The sequence below is a fragment of the Actinoplanes utahensis genome (assembly GCF_016862455.1).
GTDB classification, from domain to species: domain Bacteria; phylum Actinomycetota; class Actinomycetes; order Mycobacteriales; family Micromonosporaceae; genus Actinoplanes; species Actinoplanes utahensis.
This window is the reverse complement of sequence record NZ_BOMZ01000078.1, coordinates 35,649-57,714: the sequence shown is the minus strand read 5'-3', so window position 1 is coordinate 57,714 and position 22,066 is coordinate 35,649. Positions and strand designations below refer to the sequence as shown.

The window sequence follows — 22,066 nt, the reverse complement described above, 5'->3', positions numbered from 1 at the left end:
GTATCCGCCGTCAGGGGCGCGCTGTCGATCGCCGGTACGCCCACGCCGCGAGCAGGGCCGCGACGACGGTCCACGCGGTCAGGACGGCCAGTCCCGCCCCGGTCGGCAGGTGGCCGGCGGCGGAGCGCCAGCCCAGTTCGGCGTACCGGTAGGTGGGCAGCGCGTGTGCCAGGGCACGCAGGCCCGGCGGGAAGTAGTCGGCGGGCGCCAGCAGCCCGCCGAGCACCGACATGACCAGGAAGACCAGGAGATTGACGGGTACGGCCAGCCGGGGCGACAGGCCGTAGCCGATGGCGAGCCCGAGCAGCGCGAACGGCGCGGTGCCCGCCCACAGCAGCGCCAGCAGGATCAGCCATCGGCCGGCGGGCAGGGCGACCTGGTGCTGGATCGCCGCCACCGCGCCCACCGCGATCGCCGGTGGGATCGCGGTGAGACTCCCGACGAACGCCTTCACCGTGACGACCCGCCACGCCGGCAGGGGCGTGACCCGCAGTTGACGCAGCCAGCCGGCGGCGCGTTCCTGCGAGACCGCCGATCCGACCATCAGGACCCCCGCGACGGCGCCGTACCCCGCCACCCCGATCATGACGGCGACCGGTGCGGCCAGCCCTTCGAGACGGTCGCCCGCGGACCAGCCCGAGAAGATCACGTACGTGGCCACCGGCCCGATGACCGAGAAGAACAGCAGCCGGGGGTCCCGCGCCAGGCGGCGCAGCTCGAAACCCAGATAGGCGCGCATCACTGCCCCGTCCCGCTCGCGGACGAGCTGGTGAGGGCCAGGAACGCCGCGTCCAGGGAGGCCCCGTCCGGTACACCGGCTTTCGCGCGGATCTGCGCGGATGTCCCGTCGGCCACCACCCGACCGGCGGCGAGCACCACGATGCGGTCCGCGTGGTCGTCGGCCTCGTGCAGCTGGTGGGTGCTGAACAGGACGGTTCGCCCGTGCGCGGCGTACGAGCGGACGGCTGTCCAGAACGCCTGCCGGGCCGCGACGTCCATGGCTGCCGCCGGTTCGTCGAGGACCAGCAGTTCCGGATCGCCGGCCAGGGCGAACGCGAAACGTGCCCGCTGCGCCTCACCGGCGGACAGCCGGTCCAGCCGCCGGCCGGCGAGCCCGGTCAGTCCGGCCGCGGTCAGGATCGCACCGGTGTCCATCGGGTGCGGGTACAGGGCCCGGGCCAGCTCGATCACGTCACGGACGGTCGCTCCCGGCACGAACGCGCCGTCCTGGAGCATCGCGCCGACCCGGCCGGCCCGGACCGCCTCCGCCGGGGTGCCGCCGAACAGGGTCACCGTGCCGCTGTCCGGCGGAAGGAGACCGAGCATCATCGCGATCGCGGTGGTCTTGCCCGCGCCGTTCGGGCCGAGCACGGCGACCACGCTGCCCCGCTCGACGGCCAGGTCGAGGCCGTCGACGGCCCGGACGGCGCCGAAGCTCCTGCTTGTCGCGGTGAGACGTAACGCCATGTCATCCATGACCATCACGCTAGGTTCGCGCCGGTCCCGCGAGCAGATCCGCGAATACCGGTTTCACCGTGACAAATGTCCCGGCGCCGGCCGAGCGATCACCAACGGCGGAAGCGCAGATAGTCGAAACCGGCGGTGACGGCGGGTTCGGCGCCGCCGTGGGCGATCAGGCCGATGCGCGGGGTGGTGTCGGCGGGCAGGGTCCAGACGCCGCCCCAGGTCCAGGCACGGCCGTCGCGGCTCACCCCGGCCCGGTACTCGTGCTCGCCGTTCGACGGGTCGATCCGGTGGGCGAGCCGCAGCCAGGTGGTGGTCCGGCCGGGGGTGCCGGCGATGGTGCCGCCGTACGAGGTGCCCGTCGCGTACGGCATCTCCTTGCCGAACTCGACCTGCCGGGTGTTCCAGATCGCCACCGTCGACAGGCGGGCGAAGTGGTCGTCGTCGACGTAGGCGATCAGCCCGGCCTGCTGATAGTTGCGCACCGTGTCCTCGCCGAGGTCCAGAGTCACCTTCGTCTCGGCGATCCAGTTCCCGGCGGGCGCGTCGCGCAGCAGCACCCCCGCGCTGTCGGAGTCGCCGGTCAGGTCGGCGCCCTGCACCGGCCACCGCAACTGCCCACCCGAGACGGTGACCGCCGGGTCGGGCCGGACGGAGTCCCAGGCCGGGGCGAGCCCGGTGCGGAACTCGTCGGAGTGGCCGGGCAGCAACCGGCCCGGCTGCGGCACCGGCGCGGGCCGGACGGGCCCGTACCGGCGGCCCGGTGCGGGCATCGGGGTCTCGGACGCCCAGGCGCCGGCGTTGACGGTGGGCCAGCCGCCGATCCAGTCGAGACGATCGAGAAGCATCGGGCGCTCGTTGATCCCGAACGGCTCGTCCAGGTACGGGTCGGCGCGGTCGATGGCGTGGTAGACGAGCCAGTCCTGGCCGGCACGGTCGGTGATCAGGCCGTTGTGGCCGGTGCCGACCCAGCGGTTGCCGTTCGGGGCGATCACCGGGGTGCCGCCGGCCCGGGACACGTTCAGCGACTGGCCGTCCCGGTCCAGGAACGGGCCTTGCGGGCTGCGGGAGCGGCCCACCGACACCGAGTAGCCGGTGGTGGGCCCGGCGCAGCAGTTGGCGGACGAGGCGAACAGGTAGTACCAGCCGGCACGGCGTACCACGTAGGCGCCTTCGAACTTGTTGTCGATCGCGACCCGGGTGGCCTCGCCGGTGACGCGCAGCCCGTCGGCGGTGAGACGGCTGACCCAGATGCCGCCGAAGTAGCTGCCGTAGTAGAGCCAGCGGGTGCCGTCCGGCTCGGTCACCTGGGCCGGGTCGAACGTCCACCACCAGCCGCCACCGGGGGCGGCCCGTGGCGGCACGGCCGGTTCGGGCGCGAACGTCCAGGGGCCGGTGGGGCTCGGTGCGGTGGCGACGCCGATCGCGGAGGCGCCGTCGGGTTCGGTCTCGGTGACGGTCACGTACATGATCCACCGGTCGCCGGCGCGGCGCACGTCCGGCGCCCACAGCGCGGCGGTCGGCCGGGCGTATCCCGGCAGTCGGCCCGGCCCGAAGGCGTCCCCCCCGTACGTCCAGTTCACCAGGTCGGTGGAGTGGGCCGTCGGGATGCGGTGCGGGGTGCGTTCGCCTTCACGGAGCGGATCGCTGGTGCCGTACGCGTACCAGTCATGGTTGTCGCCCGCGATGATCACCGGATCGGCGAAGGTGTCCGCGAACCCGGACGACACGGGGTTCTGATAGCGCGGCGCAGCCGGCGCCGGGCCGAGCAGGGTGACCGCCGTCAGCAGTGCGGTCAGGGATGCCGCGAGAGCCATGATCAGCCTTTCAGACCGGAGCGGGAGACGCCTTCGATGATGTAGCGCTGGGCGACGACGAACAGCAGCAGCGCGGGGATGCTGGCGACGGCGGCGCCGGCCATCACCACCGGATAGTTGATCGTGTACGCGCCCTGGAGGATCCCGAGGCCCGGCGGCAGGGTGAAGCTCTCCGGGCTGAACAGCACGTAGATCGGCCAGATGAAGTCGTTCCAGTTGGTGAGGAAGCTGATCAGGCCGAGGGTGGCGAGCGCCGGTTTGGACAGCGGCAGGATCACCCGGGTGAAGACCTGCCAGGAGTTGGCGCCCTCGAGGACCGCGGCCTCCTCCAGTTCGCGGGGCAGGCTCTCGAAGAACTGCCGCAGGAAGAACACGCCGAACGCGCTGGCCGCGCCGGGCACGATCAGCGCCCACAGGGTGTCCAGCCAGCCGAGCCGGTCGATGATCAGGAAGTTCGGGATGATCAGCGTGAAGATCGGCACGAACAGGGTCGCCACGATCATGCCGAAGAACAGGTTCCGGCCGCGGAAACGCATACGGGCCAGGGGGTACGCGGCGGTCGACGCCACGATCAGCACCAGCAGGGCCTGGCCGCCGGCGGCCAGCATGCTGTTGAGGAACCAGCGCAGCACCGGCGTCTGCGATCCGGCCTGGAACAGGGTCCCGTAGGCGCCGGTGGTGGGTTCCAGCGGCAGCAGCGTCGGCGGGACCCGGGTCGCCTCCCCCGGCGTCTTCACCGAGGTCAGCAGCATCCACACCAGCGGCGCGAGGAAGATCAGACTCAGCCCGATCAGTACGGTGTACCAGGCGATGCCCTTCGCGCGGCGCACGTCAGTCCTCCCTGCTCCGGAACACCCGGAAGATGATCAGGCTGACCGCCAGGAGGGCGAGGGTGAGCAGGTAGCTCATCGCGGCGGCGCTGCCCATCTTGAAGTCGCGCAGACCGGTCTGGGCGATGTACATGATCGCCGTGCGGGTCTCGACGCCCGGCGCGCCCTGGGTGATCAGGTACGACTGGCCGAACATGTTCGCCGCCTGCAGCACCGTGTTGATCACGACGAAGAGCAGCACCGGCCGCAGCCCCGGCAGCGTGACGTGCCGGAACTCGGCCCATCTGCCGCCGCCGTCGATGCGGGCCGCCTCGTACAGCTCCCGCGGGATGTCCTGGAGCCCGGCCAGGTAGATCACGGCGTTGAAGCCCAGCGTCCACCACACCGTGACACCGACCAGGGAGACCCACGCCCACGGCAGGTCGGTGGTCCACGGGGTGTTCGTGCCGAGCAGGGCGTTGACCGCGCCGAGGTTGGGGTCGAGCACGAACCGCCACAGCACGCCGATGACCGCCACGCCCAGCACGTACGGGGCGAAGTAGACGGCCCGGAAGAAGGTGCGGCCCGGGAAACTGCGGTTGAGCAGCAGCGCGACGGCGAGCGGCACCGTCAGCAGCAGCGGCACGCTGGCGACGGTGAACACGCCGGTGGCCGACATGGACTGCCAGAAGTACTCGTAGACGGCCGAGCCCGGGTCGAACAGCGCCCGGTAGTTGTCCAGGCCGACGAACGGCTTGCCGGGCAGTAGATAGTCCCAGTCGTGCAGACTGATCCACAGCCCGTAGACCGCCGGGACCAGCATGAACGTGCCGAAGAGCAGAGAATAGGGCAACAGGAAGAGGTACGGGGTGAGCGAGCCGTTGCGCCGGATCCCCCGCCGTTGCCCCGTCTCGGCCGTCCGGGCCCGTTCCTGGAGGAGGGTCATGGTCAGCCGCCGTACTTCTTGCGGTTCTGCTCGAGGATCTGATCGGCTTTGGCAGCCGCGTCGGACAGCGCCCTGGCCGGCTCCTTGCGCAGCAGGACCGCCTCGTTGACCGCGGTGACGACGGTGTTCAGCGCGTCGCCGATGCCCGCGACCGACGGCGGGTAGTGCACGTAGTCGATCTGGGTGGCGAGGGCCGCCTGTTCGGGCAGGGCCTGGAACTCGGCGCTGTCCCGGACGTCCTTGCGGGCCGGGACCTGACCGCCCTTCGCCCACTCCAGGGACTTCTGGCTGATCCAGTTGATGAAGACCTTGCCGGCGGTGAGCTTGTCGTCGTTGCGGGAACCCTGTTTGAACTGGACGAACTGGTGCGAGCCGGCCCACACCGCCTTCTGGGTGCCGATCTGTGGGACCGGGGCCGCGCCCCACTTCAGGCTCTTGTCCTGGGCGAGGGTGTTGACGGTCCAGATGCCGTTCCAGTTGAAGGCGTTCCTGCCGTTGCGCAACGCCACCAGGTCGGCGTCCTGGGCGACGTTCCGCGGGCTGTAACCCTTGCGGACCAGGTCGGTGTACCAGGTGAGCGCCTGCACGCCCGGGTCCTGGGCGAAGGTGGCCTTCTGCGCGCCGGTGTCGAACAGGTCGCCGCCGAACTGCCACAGCAGCGATTGGAACCACAGGCTGCCGGTGAACTGGAACGGGGTCGCCCAGCTCCCCTCGATCCCGGCCGACTTCAGCTTGTCGAGGGCGGCCAGATAGTCGTCGCCGGTCGCCGGCGGTTTCTCCGGGTCGAGGCCGGCCCGTTCCAGGACGGACTTGTTCCAGAACAGCCCGAGCGGGTGCACGTCGAGCGGGATGCCGTAACGCCGGTCCCGGTAGACGCCGGCCTGCCAGACCGGCGGCGAGAAGGCCGCCTCGGTCAGATTCAGCGACGCCGCGAGGTCGTCGAGAGGCAGGACGATGCCCCGGGCGGCGTTGGTGGCGAGGCTGTCGACGTGCATGATTCCCAGGTCCGGGCCGTTGCCGCTGGAGACCGCGGCGGGCACCTTCTGGTAGTAGTCCACCCACTGGTAGACGTTCATCGCCACCTTGATGTTGGCGTGCTCGGTGTTGAACTGGTCGATGAGCCGTTTCATGTAGTCGCCGTCGCCGCCGGTGAACCCGTTCCAGAAGGCGAGTGCGACGTTCGGGCCGGTGTAGGCGGTCGCGGCCGGCCCGGCGCTGCGGCCGGCCCCGGTCACCTTGTCGCTGGGTCCGCTGTCTCCGCAGGCGCCCAGCAGCACGGCGCCGCCGGCGCCCGCGCCGAGCGCGAGCACGCCGCGGCGGCTCAACTGTGTGTTCACGATGTCTCCTCGGTGGTGAAGCCGATCGCGTGCCACGACACCGGGGGCAACAGGACCTCCGTGGTGCTGCGGTGGACGCTGGGGGTGACCCGGTCCGGGTGGGCCGCGGTATTGGTCAGGTGCGGGTCGCCGGCCAGCATCACGTGCTCGCCGGGGGTGTGACCGCCGAACGCGCGCAGGTCCAGGTGCAGGGTGACCGGTGCGGTGCCGCGGTTGACGGCGAAGACGGTGAGGCGGGTGCCGTCGTGGGTGGCGACGGCGTCGACGGCCGGGACGTCGCCGTAGCGCCCGGTGGTCATGACCGGCGCGGTCAGCGCGGGCCGCAGCACGGTGCCGCGGGCCAGCCGGGCGGTGTGCGCGAACGGGTGGAAGATGGTCTGCCGCCAGGCGGGGCCGCCGGGCAGCGTACGGATCGGGGCGATGATGTTGACGAGCTGCGCCTGACAGCCGACGGCGAGCCGGTCGGCGTGGCGCAGCATGCTGATCAGCAGGTTTCCGACGACCATCGCGTCGGTGACGGTGAAGTCGTCCTCGATCAGCGCCGGGGTGTCCTCGATGCCGCGGTCCTCGGGCTCGACGAGGCGGGACTGGTACCAGACGTTCCACTCGTCGAGGGCGAGCCGGATGTACTTGGTGCGGCGCAGCCGGGCGCGGACGTGGTCGGCGGTGGCGAGCACGGCGTCGACGGCGGCGTCCAGATGGACCGCGGAAGCCCGGAAGCTGGCGTCGTCGTACCGCTCGGGGTCGTAGTAGGTGTGCAGGGAAAGGTAGTCGACCTGGTCGTAGGCGTGCTCCAGGACGGTCGCCTCCCAGGCCGCGAACGTCGGCATGTCGGCGCCGGAGCTGCCGCAGGCGACCAGTTCGATGCTCGGGTCGACGCGTTTCATGGCGTGCCCGGCGCGGGCGGCGAGCCGCCCGTACTCGTCGGCGGTGCGGCTGCCGATCTGCCACGGCCCGTCCATCTCGTTGCCCAGGCACCAGAGCCGGATGTCGTGCGGCCGGGTGACGCCGTGTTTGCGGCGCAGGTCGGCGGCGGCGGTCCCGCCGTCGACGTTGCAGTACTCCACCAGTTCGGCGGCCTCGGCCACGCCGCGGGTGCCGAGGTTGACGGCCATCATCGGCTCGGCGCCGGCCAGGCCGGCCCAGCGCATGAACTCGTTGAGGCCGAAGGCGTTGGTCTCGATACTGCGCCAGGCCAGGTCGAGGCGGCGGGGCCGGTCGCCGGCCGGGCCGACGCCGTCCTCCCAGCGGTACGCCGAGACGAAGTTGCCACCCGGGTAGCGGACGGTGGTGACCCCGAGTTCACGGACCAGGTCGAGGACATCGGTGCGCAGGCCGTCGGGGTCGGCCCGCGGATGCCCGGGTTCGAAGACACCGGTGTAGACACACCGGCCCATGTGCTCGACGAAGGAGCCGAAGAGGCGCCGGTCGACCGGGCCCACGGCGAAGGACGGATCTAGTGTGAGCCGCGCCACAGCCATGTAGTCGTTTTACAACGTTGGAAGTCCCGTTGTAAAGATGTCGTTGAATGCCTCCGGCCGGTTCTCCCGGCTCTCAGCCGACGGTGCTCTCCCGGACCACCAGGCGGTGATCGACGCGCAGCTCCCGCGGCGGGCCCGCGGCGGCCGGGCCGTCGCCGAGGCGCTCGGCCAGCAGATCCACCGCCAGCTGGGCGATCCGGGCGGTGTCCGGCGCGACAGTGGTCAGCGTCGGCGTGCTGAACCGGCCGTCCTCGATGTCGTCGAACCCGGCCACCGCCACGTCCTGCGGCACCCGGACACCCCGCGACAGCAGGGTCCGGATCGCGCCCAGGGCGAGCAGGTCGTTGAAGCAGAACACCGCGTCCGGGCGGCGCGGGCGGTCCAGCAGCGCGGCCATCGCGGCGGCGCCGTCCGCGCGGTGGAACCGGTCCACCCGGGCGACCAGGCGCGGGTCGAACGGCAGGCCCGTCTCCGCCAGGGCCGCCCGGTAGCCGGCGAGCCGCTGGTGGGCGGTCACCGCCGACGGCTGGTCCTGGGCGCCGATCGCCGCGATGCCGCGGCGGCCCAGCCCGTACAGATGCCGGGTCGCCTCCGCCGCGGCAGCGGTGTTGTCGATCGCCACGTGGTCGGCCGGGCCGTGCCACACCCGCTCACCCAGCAGCACCATCGGCGTGTCACCGCCGCGCGCCAGGTCCTCCCCGGCCAGCGCGAGCGGACTGAAGATCAGCCCGTCGATGGCGTGCCGGCGCAGACCCGCCACCAGGTTGCGCTCGCGCTCGGCGTGCCCGTCGGTCTGGTCGATCAGCACCGTCCAGGACCGCCGCTCGGCCGCCTGCACGATCAACCCCGCGACCTCGGCGAAGTACGGCGACTGCAGCTCCGGGACGGCCAGCGCGATCACCCCGGAACGCTTGCTGCGCAACTGCCGGGCAGCCACGTTCGGCACGTAACCGAGGGCGTCGATCGCCTCCTGGACCCGGGCACGGGTCCGCGCGGCGACGTGCACGTAGCCGTTGACCACGTTCGACACCGTCTTGATCGACACGCCGGCGCGCGCGGCGACGTCCTTGAGGCCCGGGGGCGGCACAGCTGAGCACTATACAACGTTGGCAAAACCCTCCGGCTGGTTCTCACCGGCCGTGAGACAGCCGTGAGAACCAGCCGGAGGTTGGTTCGCCATGCCGATCTCGGGTAACCGGCGACCATGAGATCCGGCGTTCTGTTCGACGTCGACGGCACCCTCGTCGACTCCACGTACCTGCACACCGTCGCCTGGTGGGAGGCGCTGCGCCAGTTCGGCGCGGACGTTCCGATGTCCAGGATCCACCGGGGCATCGGCATGGGCTCCGACAATCTGCTCGACCACCTGCTCGGCCCGGACCGGGACCGGGACGACGACGAGCGGGCCACCACCGCCCACGACGTGCTGTACGGCGCCTGGTGGGAACGCCTGCGCCCGCTGCCCGGCGCGGCCGAGCTGGTCCGGGCCGTCGCCGGGCGCGGCCTGGCCGTCGTCCTCGCGTCGTCGGCGCGCGCGCCCGAACTGGACCAGCTGCGCCGGGTCCTCGGCGCCGACGACGTGATCACCGCGGCCACCTCGTCGTCCGACGCCGAACAGAGCAAACCCGCCCCCGACATCCTGGAGGCGGCCCTCGACCAGTCCGGCGTCGACCCGAAAGCGGCCGTCTTCGTCGGCGACTCGGTCTGGGACGTCCAGGCCGCCGGGAAACTCGGCATCCCGGTCGTCGGCCTGGCCTGCGGCGGCACCTCGGCGGCCGAACTGACCGACGCCGGCGCGGTCGCCGTCTACGACGACCCGGCCGCGCTGCTGGCCGCCCTCGACGACTCCCCCATCGCCGAACTGCGATAAAGCCCATTCTGGTACGGGACGGCATCGGTCCCGTGTCCCGCGGCGGCCACGGCAGGCCTCCCCTCACGACCGTCCCGCAGGTGCGGCCCATGCGTCCGGTCACGGTCACCTCCGGCTGGTTGTCAGGGCTGTCTCGACCGCCCCGAGACAGCCCTGACAACCAGCCGGAGGTCGACGATCCTGTCCGGCCGGCCGTGGTGGCCGTCTCGAGGGCGGTGAGACAGCCGGACTGAGGTCAGGCGGCGCGGCGGGACTGTTTGGCGGCGTACATCGCCTCGTCGGCGGAGGCCAGCAGCGCGGCGGCGTCCAGGCCACGACCGGCGGCCACGCCCACACTGCCACGGATCGGGGTGCCGTCGGCAGCGTGTTCGGCGGCCAGGAGCTGCACGAGCCGGTCGGCGACCATGCGGGCCTCGTCGGGGCCGGTGTTCGGCAGCAGGAGCACGAACTCGTCGCCGGCGAGACGGCACGGCAGATCCGCGTACCCCGCACGGGTGTGGCCGCGCAGCACCTCGGCCACCGTGACCAGCACCTCGTCGCCGGCCGCATGGCCGAGACGGTCGTTGATCTGTTTGAAGCCGTCCAGGTCGAGGAAGAGCACGGCGACCGGGTCCGGTGACACGCAGTGCCGGCGCAGCGCGGCGGCGAACACCGCACGGTTCGGCAGGCCGGTCAGCGCATCGTGGTCGGCCAGCTGCTGGAGCCGGTTCTGCAGGCGGCGCAGCCGCTGGGTACGCCAGGCCAGCACCTCGCCGACCGTGAGGTACAGGGGCATCGTGTAGCTGAGCGAGGACAGGTCGGAGTCGCTCGCCCCGTCCGCGGCCAGCGGCACCAGGTACGCGGCCGCCAGGAACGGGCCCATCGCCAGGCTGATGCCGCGCGGCTCGCACAGGCCGAGCCACAGGAACACCATGAAGAAGAACATGCCGTACCGGAAGCCGTCGGTGCCGGCGGCGATGTTGTGCAACGCGATCAGCGTCATCGCCGACGGCGCGATCGCCAGCCGGACCAGGCGCGGGACGACGTCCCACGGCAGCGCCATCACGACCAGCCCGAACACCACGGCGGTCATCGCGATCGCCGACACCCAGCCGGTCCGGAACCCGGGCGGCGTCGGCAGCAGGATCGTCACGAACGTGTAGAGCCCGCACAGCGTGAAGAACAGGCCGACGGTGAATCCGCTGACCACGGCGCTGTCGTCGGCGCGGGCGTTCGCGAGGATGCGCCGCACATACCATTTCACTCCGCTGTGATCGGCAGCGGCGGCCGCGGTCTGAGCTTTCACCGCCCGTCCCGATGACACCGGTCTCCTCGGCGAAGCGCCGTGGCAGGGAGAACACCCCGGCGCCCACCATGCCGCCGACCACCATCATCGTCATGGTGGTGAGGGTTGGTCTCTGCGGTGTCGTCGGCGTCTGCGTCGCCGTCAGGTGAGCCTCCGTGGGTCCGGGCGCGGTGTCAGTTGCCGGCGCCGAGTTCCTCGGCCAGCTCCTTCTCCTGCTCGTTCGACAGCGAGGTCTGCAGGATCTCGCCGCCGAAGGGCCGCAGCGCGTCGACGAACTTGTCCTCGGTCCGCTCCCGGCTCATGATCACGACGGCGGCCTTGCCGGGAGCCAGCAGCGCCCGCACCCGGTCGCGGAACGAGTCGTTGATCCCGGACTTGCCGAGCTTGCCGAAGAGCGCGCCGAGCGCCCCGCCGACCACCGCCCCGGCGACCGGGATCAGGAACAGCAACCCGAAGATCGCACCCCACAGGGCGCCGCCCGCCGCGCCGGCGGAGACCAGCTTTCCGGGCGTGTCGACGTGGCTGTGCCCCTCGGCGTCCACGGTCACCACCGCCAGCCCGTTGAGCTCGACGATGTGATCCTTCTGCAGCTCGATGACCTGCTCGTAGGCCCGCTGGGCGGTGGCGTGGTCGTCGTACCCGATGATGATCAGATCGGACATTCCCGTTCCCTTCCGCGTCGGACAAGGCACTGGGAACGTAGGCGGCCACCGGGAACCCGTCCTCATCCACCGTGGATGAATCCGGTCCACCCTCGATCTCCGTCAGTATCGTGGGTGGACAGGAGCGGAAGGTGGTACGCGATGCGGAGCCGGTCGACGATCTCGTTGGGGCTGCTGGCAGTGGTCACGTTCCTGCTCCTGCCGATCGTCACCAACGTGGCCGCCGGCCGGCTGCCCGAGAGCTGGCAGCCGTACCTGGGCTGGTCCTGGCTGCTCGCCGCTCTGCTGGCCGCCCCTCTGGTGATCAGCGCGGTGCGCAGTGGCCGTTCCGCGGAGACCTCGCCCTCGGCGACCGTCGCGCAGACCGCGACCGCCGACCGGTCGGGGACCGCGGTGCAGGTGAACGGGCCGGCGACCGTGACGGTCGGCCTACCGGCTCCGCCCGCTCCCATGGCGCCCGAGGCCGCACCGGCGCCGCCGGCCGCCTGGCTCGACCGAGCCCGCGACGACGTCGACCACGGGCAGATCTTCGGGGCGCGGGATGCCCTGGAGCGGCTGGGCCAGGCGCTGCACAACCCGGACGGCGACCGGATCATCAGCATCTTCGGCGAGGGCGGCACGGGCAAGACGACGCTCGCCTACGAGATGGTGAAACGGCACGCGGTGGATGCCGGTTTCACCCGGATCGCCTGGACCTCGGCGAAGTTCGGCCACATGCGCGCGCTCGGCCGGATCGAGTACCGGCGCCGGGCCGCGGCCGAGTGGAACGACCTGCTCATCGACATCGCGGCGCAACTGGGCCTGGACATCGATCTCAGCACCTATCGGCTCAGCGAACGGCTGACCACGGCGATCGGCGAGTCCCCGGATCCGCTGCTGATCGTGATCGACAATCTGGAGACGGTCAGCGACGTGGACCTCGCGATGGCCTTCCTCGACCAGCCGGCCATGCTCGGGCCGCACAAGGTGGCCGTCACCACCCGCCAGTCCACGGCGGCCCGGTCGAGCCTGGTGCACGAGATCGCCTGGCGCGGGCTGGACGAGGCCGCGGTGCGCGACTTCGCGCGGCATCTCGCCGACGACGAGCCGGACTTCCTCCTGACGCCGAAGGATCTGGCCCAGATCGTCAGCGTCAGCGGCGGCCTGCCGCTGCTGGTCAAGATGGTGGTCCGGCTCGCGGTGCACGAGGCCCGGCCGGTCGACGAGGTGATCGGGCGGCTGCGGAACGCCCATGGCGAACTCGGCGGACGGATCGGCCCTTATCTGTACGAGAAGGCGATGGACTCGCTGACGACGAGTGACGGTGTGGGTGAGGAAGCGGCCACCGGCCTGATGAACGCGTTCTGCGCCCTGCCCGCCGGGCTGTCGCTGTCCGGCGACGACTTCTTCGAGCTCAGCCTGATCCCCGACCGCGCCACGTTCGACCGGGCCCGGGCCGCCGCGCGCGATCTGGCCCTGATCCGCGGCGCCGACGGCAACCGCAGGTTCGCGGTGCATCCGCTGTTACGGCAGTACATCTGCGACGGCGCCCGGGCCCTCTCGTGACGGCGCCCGCACGGGAGGCGCGGATGGCGGCCGCCCGGGACCGCGCCTTCTGGAGTGTCCGCACCCGGATGCTGATCCGCGACGCCCGGGAGACACGCGGCCAGGAGCTCAGGACGCTGATCCGGGAGCTCGTCCACTGGGCCGGCTACAGCGCGGACGATCCGGATGTCATCGACCCGGAGCTGTTCGCCGCGTTCGTGGAGGAGTTCAGCCGGGTCAGCGGCAACTACGGAACCGTCGACGACAGCATCGAGCAGGCCATCGAGCGGGTGCTGGACCTGCAGACGAGCCGGGGCGAGCCGGTCACCCGCCTGTGGATCGCCCTGGCCCGGTACCGTTCGATGATCTCCCTGGAGGACCCGCGCCGCCTGGAGGCCCTGACGACCGCGGTCGGCAGCGCTCCCGCCGGGTCCGAGGCGTGGGCGGAGGCCATCCTGGCCATGGTCTGGTACTCGATCGACGTCAGCCTCTACCCGCAGGCCCTTCGACTCTGCGCCGAACTCGAGGAGCGGCTGCCGGCCGATCTGTTCGCGGCGAAGTACCGGTGCGGGGCGCTCACCATGTCCGGCATCGCGCTGTTCACGTCGTTCCAGGACCTCCGCAAGGCCCGGAACGATCTCTCCGAGGCGCTGACGTACGAGGCCGCAGCCGCCGGCGATCAGCAGATCCGCCGGTGGGTGGCCACCGCCTACCACTACCTCGGCCGGGTCGCCGAGGTGGAGCGGGACTATCCCGCCGCCCTGTCGTTCTACGTGCGGGGACAGGCGATCCAGGAGACCTGCCCGGAGGAGTTGCAGGCCCTCGCCTTCCTCCAGCTGCGGATCGCCGAGCCGCTGATCGCCGTCAAGGCGTTCGACCAGGCACGCGACCACCTCCAGACGACGGCGAACCTGTTCCGGGTATCGGTCGAACACAGCTCCGGGCGGTTGCAGGGCCGCCTCGGCTTCGCCTTCCTCCAGGCCGCCCAGGGTGATGTGGACGGAGCGTTCGCCCTCGTGGAGGAGATCCGCGAGGAGTCGCGGCAGATGGGTTTCTGGCGCGGCGAGCTGCTCTGCCTGGGCTTCCGGTTGTCCCTTCTGGTACGCCGCCGGCGGCTCGCCCCGATCCCCGGCACTGTCCTCGAGATCCTCCGCACGATGCGCGGCGGCGAGCTGGGCCGCAACAACGCCCTGCGCCTGCTGACCAGGATCCCGCTGCTGGTCGGCGTCGCGCTCCGCCGGATGTCGCATCGCCGTGCCACCGGGGCGCCCGCGCCCACCGCGGTTCGTTGCCCCTGCCCCCGGCATGCCACCTGACCGGCCCCGCCGGGCTCAGGACAACGCGTCGACGATGCGGATCGCGCGGTCCTCGTGGTCGGCGTAGGCGTCCGGGACCGCTGACCGCTGCACGGCCTGGGCCGCGTCCCCGAGGCTGAGGGACTCCCAGTCGGGGATCTCGACCAGCCGATCGTAGAAGGCGTCCGCGGCGTAGCGCGGATCCATCAGCTGCGCCACCGTGCCCCAGCCCTGGCTCGGGCGCTGCTGGAAGAGGCCGACGGAGTCGAAGTCGTCGCCGACGCCCTGGTGCGGGCGGTCCAGGGAGGCCGGGACCGACGAGTTGGCCAGGTTGCGCAGGCTGGACTCCTGGAAGGCGGTCATCACGGCGATCAGCATCGCCCGCCGGGGAAGATCACGTTCCTGAGCCAGCCGTACGATCGTCGCGGCATTGCTCATCTGTGCCTGGTTGAGGCCCGCCACCGGCTTCGGTGGCCGGGCGGCCTTCGCCGACGGGGCGGGTTTCGAGTACCGGGCGGACTTCGGGGCCGGCGCGGAGGTCGCGGTCGGCGCCGGGGAGGTGAGCACGCCGCCCCGGGTGAGGGCCGGAGTGGGGGCCGTGCGCCGGTCGAAGGCGGCGTCGATCACGCCGGTGGCGGGCAGCCCGGCGCCACTGACGGCGACGAGCCCCCCGACGCCGGCCGAGACGGCGCTCACGGCCATCAGGAGGGACACCACGCGTCCCCGCCGTCGGCGGCGGCCCGGCCGGCGCCGGTGCCGGCGCGGCGGCCAGTCCGTCTCGTACATGTCCGGCCGGACATCGGACCATCCGTCCCATGCCGTCGAACGCTCTGCGGACGCCGGTGCCACGAACCTGCCCCACCCTTCCGTAACCACCCGGTTGTGCTTCCCGGTGGTACGGCGGCGCCGCGCTGCCGGATCAATCCGAACCCGTCTCACATGATGTCGGCCACCTCGATGAGTGGAGTGGAGCGGCCCGGCAGCCGCGTGTGATCGATCACCGCGCCCGGCCGGAGCCCCCGGGCCGTCGAGGACGTCGAGGAATCCCCGCCGGCGAACGTGCGCCGGGTGGCGTAGCCGGTCCACGAGTGCCGGCGCCTCCCGTGCCGGGCCCACCGGGTGGTGCTCGAAGCGGCGGAAGTGACCCAGATCAACGGCGCCGCCCGGCCGGGCGGCAGTAGCGTGACGGCGTGTCCCTGAAAGCAAATCTGACCAGCGCCGATCTCGACGACATCCGGCAGTCCGCGCTCGGCGCCGCCGACCCGCTCGGCATCGCCGCCGATCTGGCGGCCGCCGCCGGGTCCGGGGGTCTCGCCGATCCTCAGGACGCGGGGCTCGCGCTGACCCTGGCCGCCGAGATCGCCGAGAGCCGTTCGAAACTCGACGCCGCGCTGCGGTACGCCGATGCCGCCGTCGGGTCGTTCGGTGACCGCGACGACAGCCCGGCCGCCGCCGCCCGCGCGCTGCGGGCCCGGATCCTGTTCCGGGCGGGACGCGGCGACGAGGCGAACCCGCTGGTGGAGCCGCTGCGCCCGCTTCTCACCCGGTACCCCGACGCCCCCGCCTATGTCACCGCCGCCCTGGTGGTCGGCGGCCGTGCCCGCGAGGCGGAGACCTGGCTGACCGAGGCGGTGCAGGAGGTGCTGGCCGAACGCGGCGCGGATCCGGCCGACGCCGACGACGCCGGAGTGCTGTTCTTCCTGCTGCAGCAGCGGCACCGGCTGCGGCACGCCCTCGGCCTGCAGCACGACACGCACGACAACCTCGCCGAGCGCTTGGAGACCCGGCTGGCCAACGCCGGCGCTCCGGACCCGACGGCCGCGGCGGACCTGGTGTTCTGGTCGCGCGACGAGTTCGGCAAGCTGGTCACGGAGACCGAGGCGTACGGCGCGACCTGGGACGAGCACCGCGCCCGGCTGGAACGCGAACTGGTCCGGCGCGCCGGGTCCGGCCGGGCCGACACGGCGCTGCTGCCCGGTTCGGTCGCCGGCCTGACCGCGCAGGCCGGGCCCGGCGGTGACCCGGTGTCGGCGGAGAACCGGGCGGCGTACGCACGGACGCTGTCCACCGGCGCCGCTCGGCTGCCGTGGCCGCCGGAGCGCAACGGATCATGCTGGTGCGGTTCCGGCCTCAAGTACAAGAAGTGCTGCCTGCCCCGGGCCCGCGCCTGACCGGACCGGACGGCCGCCGGAGTCCCCGGCGGTCGTCCGGTTCCCTGCCTAGAACGACAGCATGCCGCTGACCAGCGCCTGCCAGGTCTGCGGGCCGACGATGCCGTCGACGGTCACCGACGGGATGTCGGCGTGCAGCGCGGACTGGAAGCCGCGGACCGCGGTCTCGGTCTCCGGGCCGAAGATCCCGTCCACCTGCGGGCCTTGCGACGGATCACCGGACAGGTTGCGGAACTGGAACTCCTCCTGGACGCCGCGGACGGCGTCGCCCTGCGCGCCCCGCTGCACCTCGATGATGAGCGCACGCCAGGTCTGCGGGCCGACGATGCCGTCGACGGCCAGGGACTTCTCCCGCTGGAAGTTGCGGACCGCGGTGTCGGTCTTCGGGCCGAAGATCCCGTCGACGGCGACCGTGTGCCGGCGGGCCCGGAGCAGGTACTGCAGGGTCAGGACGGGGTGTTCCTTCGCGCCCTGTCTGGTCTGCGGCCATGGACTCACTGTGGCGGCCATGTGCTTGTCTCCTTCCGCTTCAGTAGGCGGTACGCCCCTATCGGGCCCCACGGAGCGGAAAGACCACAAGGGCCGAACGTATCGACGTACGTGCCACCCTCGAGACGACCCCGCTGCGGGGGGATCCACAGCGGGGGCTGAATCGCGGGGAGGTCGGGAGCGGTCAGGTGGTGTCGCGGCGGCGGAAGGCGAGCGCGCCGGCGCCGACGGCGAGCAGGACGTAGGCCGCGGTGACGGCGGCCGCGCCGGCCTGGGACAGCAGGTACGGGTGGTTGCTCCCGGCCAGCTGGTGGGTCAGGTTGGGCAGCAGGATCGAGGCGAGCCGCAGCTGCCACACGTCCGGCAGGAAGTGCGCGAAGACCGGGGCGACGAGCACGAGCGCGCCGAGCGTGGTCAGCGCGGCGGCGGTGGACCGCAGCAGGGTGCCGAGGCCCATCGCGATCAGGGTGGTCACCGTGACGATCAGGGTGGCGGAGAGCAGGGTCGGCATGGCGTCGGTCCACTGCGGCCACGGGTTGATCGGCTGGGGCCGGTCGCCGAGCATCAGCTTGGCGTCCAGGAAGGCCAGCCCCGCGAACAGCCCGCCCGCGACGAGACCGATCAGGGCGGCGACGGTCGCCTTCGCGCCGATCAGGATGCGCTTCTGCGGCACCGCGAGCCGGGCCGGGCCGATCGAGCGGGTGGTGTACTCGCTGGTGATCAGCATGGCGCCGATCGCGCCGACGAAGAACATCACGAACGGCATGGTGACCACGGTCGGGTCCGCGGTCTCGTAGTTCTGCTTGTCGGCGGCGCTGGCCGCGTCGTAGGACTGCACCAGCATCAACAGGATCAGCGCGCCGAGCGCCGTGACGGCCACGCCACCGGCCAGGAACGCCCACGTCGACCGCAGCGTGCGGACCTTCATGAACTCGGCGGCGATCGCGTCCCGGAAGGCGCCGGAACGGCGCGGGGCGGCGGCCGGCGCCGGGGCTGCCGGAGCCGCGGCGGCGGCGGTGTCGGGGCGGTTCTGCAGGATGGTCATCGCTGCTCCTCCTGGGCTGCGGCGGGGGTGGCCCGGTACTCAGCGGCCTCGTTGGTCATTTGCAGGTAGACGTCCTCGAGGGTGGCGCTGCGCGGCGTCAGCCCGTGGACCGGGATCCCGGCGGCCGCGGCGGCGTCGCCGATGGCCGGGGCGTCCACTCCGACCGCGACCAGGTCACCGTCCTCGGTGGTGGTCACGGTGGCGCCGAGGCGGGTCAGGACCGCGGTCAGGTCGGCGGGGCGGGGAGTGCGTACGAGCACGTCGCGTTCGAACCGGTCGTTCATCTCGGCGACCGAGGTGTCCTCGAGCAGCCGGCCCTTGCCGATGATCAGCACCCGGTCGACGGTGACCGCCATCTCGCTCATCAGGTGACTCGACAGCAGGACGGTGCGGCCCTCGGCGGCCAGCGACCGCAGGGTGGAGCGGATCCACCGGATCCCGGCGGCGTCGAGGCCGTTGACCGGCTCGTCGAGGACCACCACCCCCGGGTCGCCCAGCAGCGCGCCGGCGATGCCGAGCCGCTGCTTCATGCCGAGGGAGAACCCGCCGACCCGCTTGTTCGCCACACTCGACAGCCCCACCTGCTCCAGCACCGCGCTGACCCGCGCCTTGCCGATGCCGTTGGACCGGGCCAGACACGCCAGGTGCACGAACGCGGTCCGGCCCGGGTGCGCGGCGTCGGCGTCCAGCACCGCGCCGACCTCGTGCAGCGGGTGGTCGATCTGGTCGTAGCGGCGGCCGCCGACCAGGGCCTGGCCGGACGTGGGACGGTGCAGGCCGAGCATCATGCGCATCGTGGTGGACTTGCCGGCCCCGTTGGGGCCGAGGAAACCGGTGACCACGCCCGGGCGGACCTCGAAGGACAACCGGTCCACCGCCAGTGTCGGTCCGTATCGTTTGGTCAGCTCTCGTAGCTCGATCATGTGTTTCATCGTGGCAGCGGTCACCCCCGCGGCGCGCCTGACCGAGGTCTTAACAGGGGTCCGACCACGGTCGTAGGGGGGCGAGCGTCCGCACCGGCGGGCACGACGGACGGCCGGGACACCCGCGCGGTCAGCCGGGGTCGGACTCGTGTCCGGCCGGATGGGTGCGCAGCAGCCCGTCGTACGCCCGGACGGCGGTGATCTCACCGGTCACGACCCGGTGGATGGTACGAGTGATCGGCATCGCCAGCCCGTGCCGGTCGGCCAACCGCACCGCGGCGTGCACGGTCTTGACACCCTCGGCGACCTGACCCATCTCGGCCAGGATGTCGTCGAGGCTGCGCCCGCGGCCGAGTTGCTCGCCGACGTGCCGGTTGCGGCTGTGCGGGCTGATGCACGTCGCCACCAGGTCGCCCATGCCGGCCAGCCCGGCGAGCGTGCCCGGTTCGCCGCCCAGCGCGACGGCGAGCGTGGTCAACTCGGCCAGCCCACGGGAGATCACCCCGGCCCGGGTGTTGTCGCCGACGCCCAGCCCCTGCGCGATGCCGGTGGCGATCGCGACGACGTTCTTCAGCGCGCCGCCGACCTCGCAGCCGATCACGTCGTGGTTGGTGTAGACCCGCAGCAGCCCGCGCCGGAAGACCCGCTGGATCTCGGTGGCGACGGTGAGGTCCTCGGTCGCGATCACGGTGGCCGCCGCCATCCCGGCCATGATCTCCTTGGCCAGGTTGGGGCCGGTGAGCGCGGCGGCCGGATGGCCCGGCAGCACCTCCTTGATCACCTCGGTCATCCGGGCCAGCGAGTCGCGCTCCAGGCCCTTGCTGAGGCTGACCACGGGGATCCACGGATGCAGGTCCGGGCGGACGCTCTCCAGGGTGGCCCGGAACGCGCCGGTCGGCACCCCGACGACGAGCAGCTCGGCGTGGGCCGCCGCCTCGGCCAGGTCGGGGGTGGCGCGCAGCCGGGCCGGCAGGGTGAACCCGTCGAGATAGCGCTCGTTGGTGTGCTTGGCGTTGATCTCGTCGGCGGTGGCCGGGTTGCGCGCCCAGATCAGCGAATCGTGATCCCGGCGGGTGAGCACCGACGCGACGGTGGTGCCCCACGAACCGGCGCCGAGAACGGTGATCCGCATGCTCTCCCCCTCATCGGACCGGGTCCATTGCAGAGAGGATACGGCGGGGAGTCTATTTGACGACGAGCGCGCCGGACGTGGCGGACGACGGCTTTCCGTACGCGTCCCCGGCGAACGCCACCGCGAACCGGAACTGGACGCCCTTCGATGCCTCGACCAGCGTGAAGTAGTCGACCCCGGAGTTCGGCAGCGTGAACGTCTTCGTCTGCACGGTCGGCCAGGCGGTGCCGTTCTTACGCTGCAGGCGCAACGTCACCTTGCGGCCGGCGACCGGGGCCGCCAGGGTGACCTTGGCGAGGACGTCGGACTTCTTACGGAAGTACGCCACCTTCTGCACCGTCCGGTACTGCCCGGACAGGATGATCGCCGTGCGGGTGAGCGTCTTGAAGACGGCCGACGCCGACGACGGGGCGCTGGTGTCGTTGCCGTCGTAGTAGGCGGTCACCTTCCCACCGGACGGCGCGGCGAGCAGGACGGTGGCCGTACCCCCGGCATTGGTCCTGGCGGTGACCGTGACCGTGGCGCCCGGTCCGGTCCGCACGAACCGGACCGGCGCCCCGGGCCGGCCGGCGACCGTCGCCGTGGCGCGGACCTTGTCGCCGAACTTCGCCGGGGCCGTGAGGGTCAGCCGGGTCGTCGTCGCCGCCGGAACCGGCACGGTCCCGAACCCGGCGGCCAGCCAGTAGCGGCGGTTGCCGTTGTCGTTCTCCTCCAGCAGCGTGTAGAGGCGGCTGTCGTCGCCCGACCAGGTCAGCGTGCCCTTGACCGGCTCCGGCTGGTTGTAGGCGGGCTTCGGATGGGCGTTCCCGGACAGCACCGATCCGCCGGTGGACAGATCGAAAGCGGTCACATTGCCGGCGCCGTGCGCGCTGACCCCGCCGCCGAGCCGGGTCCCGTCGTGGGAATAGGCGACCGACACCGGGTACGGCCCGGTGTCGAAGGTGCCGGCGGGCGCCATCGTCGCGGCGGTGAACTGCGACAGGTGGTACGGCGCCCCGGCGGCCGTCGCCACCCTCGCCCCGTCCCTGCTGACCGCGATGCCACCCAGGTTGGAACCGACCTCCGCGGACCCGAGCGGTGTGACCGCCGACCCCTCGACCCGGTAGGTGCGCACCTTCGCCGGGCTCAGCCCCGGAACCGCGACCGCGAGGATGTCGCCTCCGCCGGCCAGCAGCGGCGCCTTGTAGAAGTCGGTGCCGGCCACCGTCTGCGGGTCGGCACCGCTGGCCGCGTCGACCGAGCCGAGGCCGGTGCCCCCGCCGCCGTCACAGCCGAACCCGTAGAACAGCCGTGCCCCGGCGAACGCCAGATGGGCCGGGCACGGGCTGGTGGTCCAGCGCGCGACCTCGGTCAGGCCGGCGGTGTCCAGGACGGCGATGGCGCCGGCCTGGCTGAGCGCCACGAACGCCCGGTCCCCCGCCGCGGAGACCACGATGTCGCGGGCGCCGAACATGCCGGTCAACGTCTTCACGGTGACGCCGTCGGTGCCCAGCACCACGACGCTGTTGCCGTCGGAGACGAACAGCCTCCCGTTCGCCGCCGCCATCGCCGTGGGCGCGGTCAGCGTGGTCGCGGACGTCGGCACCGGTGTCGTCGCCGCCGCGGCCGGGGTGACGCTGAGCAGGCTTGCCGTGGTGATCCCGGCCAGGGCGGCCGCCAACCTCAGGAACATGCCGCAATCCTTCCGCGTCAGCGCGCCGCCAGGGCGGGTTATCCACAGGCCCGCCCCGGCGGCGCCCGGAATCCGGTCCACTGTCCGGAATTCACCACGCCGGGAGCGTGGCGACGCCTGCCGTGGCCGCCGCTCACGCGCCGG

Annotated in this window: 20 protein-coding genes; 4 read left to right on the top strand and 16 right to left on the bottom strand. The window is 72.1% G+C overall.

Going from position 1 to position 22,066, the window contains the following annotated elements:
- Positions 1 to 10: 10 nt before the first annotated feature.
- The 8 genes from Aut01nite_RS26245 to Aut01nite_RS26210 all read right to left on the bottom strand — a co-directional run bounded on the left by Aut01nite_RS26245 (position 11) and on the right by Aut01nite_RS26210 (position 8,941).
- Positions 11 to 739, bottom strand: a complete 729-nt coding sequence (locus Aut01nite_RS26245; protein ID WP_043527170.1) for an ABC transporter permease — start codon at positions 737 to 739, stop codon at positions 11 to 13.
- Positions 739 to 1,476: an ABC transporter ATP-binding protein gene (locus tag Aut01nite_RS26240; protein ID WP_043527308.1), complete on the bottom strand. Its 738-nt coding sequence runs from the start codon at positions 1,474 to 1,476 to the stop codon at positions 739 to 741. The genes Aut01nite_RS26245 and Aut01nite_RS26240 overlap by 1 nt, the downstream gene beginning before the upstream one ends.
- Before the next feature lie 89 nt (positions 1,477 to 1,565).
- Positions 1,566 to 3,281 (bottom strand): glycoside hydrolase family 43 protein, encoded by a 1,716-nt coding sequence (locus tag Aut01nite_RS26235; protein WP_043527169.1) that lies wholly within the window; start codon positions 3,279 to 3,281, stop codon positions 1,566 to 1,568.
- A 2-nt stretch (positions 3,282 to 3,283) separates the two neighbouring features.
- Positions 3,284 to 4,111: a carbohydrate ABC transporter permease gene (locus Aut01nite_RS26230; protein ID WP_204037687.1), complete on the bottom strand. Its 828-nt coding sequence runs from the start codon at positions 4,109 to 4,111 to the stop codon at positions 3,284 to 3,286.
- A 1-nt stretch (position 4,112) separates the two neighbouring features.
- Positions 4,113 to 5,036, bottom strand: a complete 924-nt coding sequence (locus Aut01nite_RS26225; protein ID WP_043526713.1) for a carbohydrate ABC transporter permease — start codon at positions 5,034 to 5,036, stop codon at positions 4,113 to 4,115.
- A gap of 2 nt (positions 5,037 to 5,038) precedes the next feature.
- Positions 5,039 to 6,373 (bottom strand): ABC transporter substrate-binding protein, encoded by a 1,335-nt coding sequence (locus Aut01nite_RS26220; protein WP_173476700.1) that lies wholly within the window; start codon positions 6,371 to 6,373, stop codon positions 5,039 to 5,041.
- Positions 6,370 to 7,854 carry an arabinosylfuranosidase ArfA gene (arfA, locus tag Aut01nite_RS26215; protein ID WP_043526712.1) on the bottom strand — a complete coding sequence of 495 codons (1,485 nt, stop codon included), beginning with the start codon at positions 7,852 to 7,854 and terminating at the stop codon, positions 6,370 to 6,372. Before arfA ends, Aut01nite_RS26220 begins: the two co-directional genes overlap by 4 nt.
- Before the next feature lie 73 nt (positions 7,855 to 7,927).
- Positions 7,928 to 8,941, bottom strand: coding sequence for a LacI family DNA-binding transcriptional regulator (locus Aut01nite_RS26210; protein ID WP_043526711.1), 1,014 nt, complete (start codon positions 8,939 to 8,941; stop codon positions 7,928 to 7,930).
- Positions 8,942 to 9,058: 117 nt separating this feature from the next.
- Here Aut01nite_RS26210 and Aut01nite_RS26205 point away from each other — a divergent pair, with 117 nt between their 5' ends.
- On the top strand, positions 9,059 to 9,724 hold the full coding sequence (locus Aut01nite_RS26205; protein ID WP_043526710.1) for an HAD family hydrolase: 666 nt from the start codon (positions 9,059 to 9,061) through the stop codon (positions 9,722 to 9,724).
- 235 nt (positions 9,725 to 9,959) lie between these two features.
- Here Aut01nite_RS26205 and Aut01nite_RS26200 read toward each other — a convergent pair whose 3' ends face one another.
- Positions 9,960 to 11,009 (bottom strand): GGDEF domain-containing protein, encoded by a 1,050-nt coding sequence (locus Aut01nite_RS26200; RefSeq protein WP_052163910.1) that lies wholly within the window; start codon positions 11,007 to 11,009, stop codon positions 9,960 to 9,962.
- A 173-nt stretch (positions 11,010 to 11,182) separates the two neighbouring features.
- Positions 11,183 to 11,671 (bottom strand): DUF1269 domain-containing protein, encoded by a 489-nt coding sequence (locus Aut01nite_RS26195; protein WP_043526708.1) that lies wholly within the window; start codon positions 11,669 to 11,671, stop codon positions 11,183 to 11,185.
- Positions 11,672 to 11,812: 141 nt separating this feature from the next.
- Between Aut01nite_RS26195 and Aut01nite_RS26190 the strand changes: the two genes are divergently transcribed.
- Together Aut01nite_RS26190 and Aut01nite_RS26185 are read left to right on the top strand one after the other, a co-directional pair.
- Positions 11,813 to 13,216, top strand: coding sequence for an AAA family ATPase (locus Aut01nite_RS26190; RefSeq protein WP_161790661.1), 1,404 nt, complete (start codon positions 11,813 to 11,815; stop codon positions 13,214 to 13,216).
- A 23-nt stretch (positions 13,217 to 13,239) separates the two neighbouring features.
- Entirely contained in the window at positions 13,240 to 14,511 is a 1,272-nt protein-coding gene (locus Aut01nite_RS26185; RefSeq protein WP_043526705.1) for a hypothetical protein, read from the top strand.
- A gap of 15 nt (positions 14,512 to 14,526) precedes the next feature.
- On the opposite strand, the gene Aut01nite_RS26180 is transcribed toward Aut01nite_RS26185, so the two are convergent.
- Positions 14,527 to 15,204 carry a hypothetical protein gene (locus Aut01nite_RS26180; RefSeq protein ID WP_236642773.1) on the bottom strand — a complete coding sequence of 226 codons (678 nt, stop codon included), beginning with the start codon at positions 15,202 to 15,204 and terminating at the stop codon, positions 14,527 to 14,529.
- Between the two features lie 476 nt (positions 15,205 to 15,680).
- Here Aut01nite_RS26180 and Aut01nite_RS26175 point away from each other — a divergent pair, with 476 nt between their 5' ends.
- Entirely contained in the window at positions 15,681 to 16,661 is a 981-nt protein-coding gene (locus tag Aut01nite_RS26175; RefSeq protein ID WP_043526701.1) for an SEC-C domain-containing protein, read from the top strand.
- A gap of 48 nt (positions 16,662 to 16,709) precedes the next feature.
- Here Aut01nite_RS26175 and Aut01nite_RS26170 read toward each other — a convergent pair whose 3' ends face one another.
- From Aut01nite_RS26170 to Aut01nite_RS26150, 5 genes are all read right to left on the bottom strand, one after another.
- Positions 16,710 to 17,171: a peptidoglycan-binding domain-containing protein gene (locus tag Aut01nite_RS26170; protein WP_043526700.1), complete on the bottom strand. Its 462-nt coding sequence runs from the start codon at positions 17,169 to 17,171 to the stop codon at positions 16,710 to 16,712.
- Positions 17,172 to 17,334: 163 nt separating this feature from the next.
- Positions 17,335 to 18,195, bottom strand: coding sequence for an ABC transporter permease (locus Aut01nite_RS26165; protein ID WP_043526698.1), 861 nt, complete (start codon positions 18,193 to 18,195; stop codon positions 17,335 to 17,337).
- The gene (locus tag Aut01nite_RS26160) at positions 18,192 to 19,118 is read right to left on the bottom strand and encodes an ABC transporter ATP-binding protein (protein ID WP_043526696.1); all 927 of its coding nucleotides are present in this window, start codon (positions 19,116 to 19,118) and stop codon (positions 18,192 to 18,194) included. Before Aut01nite_RS26160 ends, Aut01nite_RS26165 begins: the two co-directional genes overlap by 4 nt.
- Before the next feature lie 130 nt (positions 19,119 to 19,248).
- Positions 19,249 to 20,250: an NAD(P)H-dependent glycerol-3-phosphate dehydrogenase gene (locus Aut01nite_RS26155; protein WP_043526695.1), complete on the bottom strand. Its 1,002-nt coding sequence runs from the start codon at positions 20,248 to 20,250 to the stop codon at positions 19,249 to 19,251.
- 52 nt (positions 20,251 to 20,302) lie between these two features.
- Positions 20,303 to 21,922: a hypothetical protein gene (locus Aut01nite_RS26150; RefSeq protein WP_043526693.1), complete on the bottom strand. Its 1,620-nt coding sequence runs from the start codon at positions 21,920 to 21,922 to the stop codon at positions 20,303 to 20,305.
- Between the last annotated feature and the right edge of the window lie 144 nt (positions 21,923 to 22,066).